The sequence below is a fragment of the Desulfocurvus sp. genome (assembly GCF_023230885.1).
GTDB lineage: Bacteria > Desulfobacterota > Desulfovibrionia > Desulfovibrionales > Desulfovibrionaceae > Desulfocurvus.
Window position 1 is genome coordinate 21,591 of record NZ_JALNWM010000010.1, and the last position, 6,230, is coordinate 27,820.

Sequence of the window (6,230 nt, forward strand, 5' to 3'; positions counted from 1 at the left end):
CCGGAGGGGGTTGTGGTCCTGCGGCCCGCACCCGTGGCGGGCCGCAGGGCTTTGGCGGTTTGGCGTGACGGGTCAGACCTTGTCCGGATGGTTCACGCTGACCACCGGGCAGTTGGCGCGCAGGATGACCTGCTCCATGGTGCTGCCGATGCGCGCGGCCTCCAGGTCGGGGTCGCTGGCATGGTGGGCCACCACGATGAGGTCGGCCAGGCGCTCGCGGGCGAACTTGACGATTTCCACATAAGGCGTGCCTTCCCAGACCTCGATCTGCCACTTCTTGAAGTCCTCGGGCATGCGCGCGCCGTAGGTGGCGTGCATCCGCTTGCGGGCCTCGATGAGGCGGCCTTCGATCTCGTCCTGGTCCATGTCGCGGCCCATGCCGCCCTTTTCGATGTCCAGGGTGTGGAAGATGTGCAGCTCGGCGTCCAGCTCCCGGGCGACCTTGGAGGCGAAGGCGAAGGCCGACTCGGCGGGCTTGGAGAAGTCCGTGGCGAAGACGATGCTGCCGATGCCGCCCCAGTAGGAGGCGTGGGGCCGGTGCACGGAGAGCACGGGGCAGCGGGCGGCCTTGGCCACGCGTTGCAGGGTGCTGCCGGCCATGCCCCGGCGGTAGAACTTGCCTTCCTCGCCCTTGGTGCTGGCGCCCATGACGATCAGGTCGGTGCCGCTGTTGCGGGCCTGGCGCAGGATCTCGCGATGCGGGTGGCCGGTGACGATGGACACCGTGCAGGGCGCGGTGCAGGCCGCAAGATGTTTCTCGTAGTAGCTTCTGAGTTCGTCGCCGATGCAGGAGAGGTAGTTCTCGTCGACGCTGACCTCCTCCCCGGTGCGCACATCCTTGACCACCTGGCTGTAGGCCCTGGTGGGCACGCCGGTGACGTGCAGCAGCTCCAGGGTCGCGCCGTAGCGGGAGGCCAGGTCGAAGGCGACCCGGGCGGCGTCGTCGCTGGCGGGGGAGCCCGACGTGGCGAACAGTATTCTTTGGAACATATCCCACCTCACACGTTGGGGTGAGGGCCGGGGCGCTCGGCCCCGGCCCGGACCGTCGTTATCCCTCGCGCCCTATTCTTCCTCTTGCTCGGGCCGCAGATGCTCGGGAATCTCCACCATCTTGATGAGCAGCGGCTTGAGGAAGGTCCAGCGGATGCCGATCTCGAACTCCTCCTCCAGGTCGCGGATGGCGTCCCAGCAGTTGTGGCAGGGGGCGATGACCAGCTTGCAGCCCGTGGCCAGGATCTGGTCACGCTTGGTCTTGAGGGCCTTGTTGCGCTGGGCGCGATAGCGGCCCACGCCGTTGAACCCGCCGCCGCCGCCGCAGCAGTAGTTGTATTCCTTGTTGGGCGCCATTTCCACGAAGTAGCCGGGCTCCACGATGTAGCTGATGATCTCGCGGGTGACCTCGGCCAGGCCGTAGTTGCGCACATAGTTGCAGGAGTCCTGGAGGGTGACGGGCTCCTTGATGCGTTTGGCGGGGTCGATCTTGAGCTTGCCGGTGCGCAGGGCCTCGGCCACCCATTCCACATAGTGGATGTAGGGCGCCGGGGGCTTGCCGTCGGGGCGGCCGCACCAGTAGGGCCCCTCGATGACCGAGGCGCGGTGGGCGTGGCCGCACTCGGTGCCCACCACCCGCTTGGGCCGCAGGCGCTCGATGGCGTCGTAGACGTTTTGCACCTGCATCTTGCAGGCTTCCCAGTCGCCGGCGAACATGCACAGGGCCGTCTGCTCCCAGCCGTTGCTGGGCACGGTCCAGTTCTCCCCGGCGATGTGGAAGAGGATGGCGGCCTCGGCCACGTCCTCGGGGTAGTGCTTGGGCTCGCGGGCGTTGCAGGTGTACATGATGTCCGCGTCCTCGACATCCACGGGGATGGTCAGGCCGGGATATTCCTCCTCGTTCTCCTCGGCCATCCACTCGCAGGTCTCGACCCAGTCCTCCTCGGTCACGTCCATCTGGGCGCGGTAGACGCGGTGCATGCCCGAGCCGATCTTGAGCTCCCACGGCACGAAGCCCTGGGAGTAGAGCAGGCCGCGCGTGTAGGAGATCATCTGGCCCATGTCGATGCCGTGGGGGCAGTATTGGGCGCAGCGCGAGCAGCAGGTGCAGCGCGACCAGCAGACTTCCATGGCGTGCAGCATGAACTTGGTGTCCACGTTGCCGTCCTTGCGGACTATCTCGCCCAGGGTCGTCTGGACCTTGTAGGACGGCACCTGCTCGGGGGCGCGGTCGTTGACGCGATACAGGAAGCAGCTGTCGGCGCACAGGCCGCAACGGGCGCAGATGTCCAGCCAGGTGCGGATGCGCGACTTGCAGGTGGCGTCCAGGCGTTTCTTGAGGTCCGCCGTGTCCACCTCCAGCTCTTCCATTTCCTTGTAGTAGTTCGTCCCCCTGGTGTCGGAGAGCAGGTGCAGTATGTCCTCCTCCGTCTGCAGGGGGCGTCTGAAGCAGTATTTCCCTTCAGGCATGATCTCTCCTTGCCCCGCGGGCATGGATGGAGTTGCTTACCAGACGAGGCCCCGGCCGCGCTCGCCGCCGCGCTTGATGCCGAAGTCCATTCCCAGCTGGGCCCGGGAGCAGAAGTAGAGCACCATGTGCGAGAGCTTGGTGAACGGGATGGCCAGGAGCATCAGGTGGCCGGTGATCAGATGGGCCAGCAGCCAGCCCTCGCCGCCGCCCAGGCGGCAGATCAGGCCGGTGATGAACGGCGCCATGGTGATGGCCAGCAGCAGGTAGTCGTACCCGGTGGTGATGATGCGCACCTCGGGCAGGGCCAGGCGGCGGATGACGAGCCCCACCCCGGCCACGAGCATGGCCACGGTCAGCCCGTCGGCCAGCCCGGCGGGCATGGACGGCCAGGCGATGCCCAGGCGCTGCCGGGCGATGACGGCGTGGGCCTCCAGGAACAGGGGCACGAAGACGATGCCGATGTGGAACGCGAAGAACAGCACGGTCATGCCGGGCTTCTCGCGCCAGCTCCGGCTGCCGAAGGGGACCAGCCAGAAGAGGATGGACTTCAGGGCGTATTTGGCGCCCAGGGCGAAGTGGGGGCGGTAGGCCACACGGTCGAGCTGCCAGGACAGGCCGCGCACATATCGCACGACGCGCCAGATGCAGCCGACGATGAAGACCGTGAACGTCACCCACAGCATGGGGCCGGCCAGGAATTCATACATGTTCAGGCTCCTTCAATGATGGCGGGTTGGGGTCGCACCGGGGCTAGTACAGGCGCTGCTTGTTCTCGCGTCCGGTGAGGAAGCGCCAGAAGCCCAGCGCGGCCACGAGGCCCGCGCCCATGAGCGTGTACGTCCAGCCCTTGGAGTAGATCATGAAATCGACCAGGGTGTGGAATGCGTGTTCCATGACTGTTGCTCCTTAGTGCTCGCCCTTGTACTGCGGGTGTTCGTAGAACACGGGCATCCGGGTCACGACGAAGCGGTAGACGATGACGCCCACGGTGACCACGAACACCGACACGCCGATCTCCATGACGGAGGGGAAGTAGCGCTCGGCGGAGGGCAGTTGCCAGTTGAAGGCCACAAGGCTCACGTTGAAGCGGTTGAGCACGATGCCGAGCACCGTCCAGGCCGCCGTGGCCTTGATGAGCCCGATGTTCCTGTCGCGGTAGCCGATGGCGTAGGCCAGGCAGGGCATGGCCACGAAGCTCACCAGCTCGACCAGGAACCACGCGCCCCAGCCCGTGGCCAGATAGGCCCACTTGTCCTCCACGGCCAGGCCCAGCACCTTGATGGCCAGGTAGCCGAACATGACCCAGGAGCAGGCCTTGGCGAAGCCCAGGGCCACGCCGTCGGACTCCTCGCGGTGGGCGGTGTCCATCAGGTGGTGGAAGTTCCGGTGCGCCAGGGCGCTCTCGAAGAGCACCATGGACATGCCCGCGAACATGGAGCTGATGAAGAAGTACAGCGGCAGGTAGGTCGAGTACCACAGCGGGTGCAGCTTGTTGGGGGCGATGAGGAACAGCGCGCCCAGCGAGCTCTGGTGCATGGTGGAGAGCACGACGCCCATGATGGTCAGGGCGATGGTCCAGCCGTGGATGATGTTGCGCAGCTTCTTCAGCCCCAGCCACTCGAAGGCGATGGGCGTGAACTCGATGGCCAGCACCGAGAGGTAGATGAACACGCAAAGGCCCACTTCGAACAGCAGGGACGAGGTGCCCTGGGAGAGGAAGATGGGGTAGGGCAGGCGCCAGGGGCGGCCCACGTCGTAGTGCAGGGCGAAGACCACCAGCGCGTAGCCCAGAAAGGCCGTGAGGATGGCCGGGCGCACGGCGCTGTGGAAGCGCTTGATCCCGAACAGGTAGCAGGCGGCGGTGGTGGTGTAGCCTCCGGCCGCCAGGGCGACGCCGCACAGCAGGTCGAAGGAGATCCAGATGCCCCAGGGGTTGTTGTGGTCGAGGTTGGTCACCGCACCCAGCCCGCCGGTGAAGCGCAGCCAGGTCAGGACCAGGCCGATGATGACGATGATGCCGGACACGATGGTGAACGGCGTCAGCGCGGAGCGGCCCGTGGCGTTGGTTTCGGCGTTCATCAGGACTGCGCCTCCTCGTTGGACTCCGTGTCCTTGGCCTTCATGGCCTGCTCCACGGCGTTCTTGACTTCGACCTCGATGCGCCGCTTGTTGGCGACCTCGGCCTTTTCCAGCTCGCTGGCCAGCTTGGCCTCGGCCTGTTCGGCGGCCTTCTTGAGGGCGGCGGCCACGGCGGCCTCCTTGTCCTGCTTCTCGCGCTTTTCGCGCTTCTTGGAGATGGCGTACAGGCCGGTGAGCAGGATGGGCCACAGGCCGGTGACCACGGGCACGGCGGCCAGGGCCCCGGAGGTCAGCTCGGGGGCGCTTGTGGTGCCCAGGTCGCCGGGCAGCCCCAGCTCCCCGAAGGGCACCCCGGAGAGGTACAGCCAATTGCTGCCGCCCATCTCGCGCTCGCCGTAGATGTGGTCCACATAGCGGTCGGGGTAGTTGCGGATGCGCTGGCGGGCCACGTCGATGAGCTCCTTGCGGGTGCCGAAGCTCAGGGCGCCCTTGGGGCACGCCTCCACGCAACCGGGCAGCTTGCCTTCGAGGATGCGCGGGTGGCACATGGTGCATTTCATCACGCGCGGCGACAGGGCCTCGTCGTACTCGTAGGCCGGAACGCTCCACGGGCAGGCGACCATGCAGTAGCGGCACCCGACGCACAGGCTCGCGTCGTAGACCACGGCGCCCTCGGGGGTCTTGTAGAAGGCCTTGACGAAGCAGGCCGAGGCGCAGGCGGGCTCCTGGCAGTGGTTGCACTGCTGCTTGCGGAAGACGACGCCCGGGCGCGAGGTCTGGTACTGGTTGACGACGGTGTATTCCTTCTCGGTGGTGCGGCGTTTGGCCTCGAGCACGGTCAGGTCGTCGAAGGGCCTGTCGAGCCGGGGCAGCTCGTTGACCACGTTGCAGGCCTCCTCGCACTTGCGGCACCCGATGCAGCGGGTGGCGTCGAACAGGACGCCTTTGGCCCCGGGGTGCCCTTCGAAGTGGTGGGTGCCCGCAGCGTGCGCCGCCTGGCCCGTGGCGGCCACAACGGAGGTCGCGCCGAGCAGGCCGAGAAACGTTCTGCGATTGATGGACATATGCGATTCCTCTGGTTGGCTGCGGTTCCCTACTTCTTCCGTTCCTTGTGGCAGTCGGCGCAGGCGGTCGCGGCGGGCTTTTCGAGGCCCATGGACTGGTGGCAGCCGATGCACTGCTGGTGGAAGGCGGCCATCAGGCCGGGCCTGGCGTCGGTTCCGGTGCCGGGGGTGGCGGCGTGGCAGCTCGCACAGCGCGGCGGCGTGGCCGAGGCCGGGCTGTTGTGGTGGCAGCCCTGGCAGAAGGTGCCCTGCTCGCGGTGGAAGTAGGCCGCCATTGGGCTGGCCTCGACCGCGGCCAACAGGGTCCGCGCGATCTTGCGGTGCGGGAACTCGGCGGGCTCGTACTTGTCGGCCAGGTCGCCGATGGTCACGGTTTCGGGAATCTCGTCCAGGCTGTAGGTGCCTGCGGGCTTGCGCGCCTGGGCGGCGGCCAGGGCCACGGCGGCCTTGTCCTGGTCGGTCATGGCCTGGGCTGCCTCGGGGCTTGCGGGCTCCAGGGCCTTGTCGTGGCACGAGGCGCAGCTTTCCTGGCTCGCGCGGGCGCGCGGCATGAGGTCGTGGCACCCGGCGCACTGGGGCTCGGTGGCGCGCTGGTTGTGGCAGCCAACGCAGCTTTCCTGGGCCGA

The 6,230-nt window shown here is 67.1% G+C and carries 7 protein-coding genes; all 7 read right to left on the reverse strand.

All coding sequences use genetic code 11. The annotated features are described in order from the left end of the window. Positions 1-72: 72 nt before the first annotated feature. Positions 73-990 carry a universal stress protein gene (locus M0P34_RS01515; protein ID WP_291495613.1) on the reverse strand — a complete coding sequence of 306 codons (918 nt, stop codon included), beginning with the start codon at positions 988-990 and terminating at the stop codon, positions 73-75. A gap of 72 nt (positions 991-1,062) precedes the next feature. Further along, positions 1,063-2,460, reverse strand: a complete 1,398-nt coding sequence (hmcF, locus tag M0P34_RS01520; RefSeq protein ID WP_291495614.1) for a sulfate respiration complex iron-sulfur protein HmcF — start codon at positions 2,458-2,460, stop codon at positions 1,063-1,065. Between the two features lie 36 nt (positions 2,461-2,496). Next, entirely contained in the window at positions 2,497-3,168 is a 672-nt protein-coding gene (gene hmcE, locus M0P34_RS01525) for a sulfate respiration complex protein HmcE (RefSeq protein ID WP_291495617.1), read from the reverse strand. 43 nt (positions 3,169-3,211) lie between these two features. After that, entirely contained in the window at positions 3,212-3,355 is a 144-nt protein-coding gene (gene hmcD, locus M0P34_RS01530) for a sulfate respiration complex protein HmcD (RefSeq protein ID WP_291495619.1), read from the reverse strand. 12 nt (positions 3,356-3,367) lie between these two features. Then, the gene (gene hmcC / locus M0P34_RS01535) at positions 3,368-4,540 is read right to left on the reverse strand and encodes a sulfate respiration complex protein HmcC (protein WP_291495621.1); all 1,173 of its coding nucleotides are present in this window, start codon (positions 4,538-4,540) and stop codon (positions 3,368-3,370) included. Beyond that, positions 4,540-5,598, reverse strand: a complete 1,059-nt coding sequence (hmcB, locus tag M0P34_RS01540; RefSeq protein WP_291495628.1) for a sulfate respiration complex iron-sulfur protein HmcB — start codon at positions 5,596-5,598, stop codon at positions 4,540-4,542. Before hmcB ends, hmcC begins: the two co-directional genes overlap by 1 nt. 35 nt (positions 5,599-5,633) lie before the next feature. Further along, on the reverse strand, positions 5,634-6,230 hold a 597-nt coding region (locus tag M0P34_RS01545), incomplete at its 5' end, for a cytochrome c3 family protein (protein ID WP_291495623.1).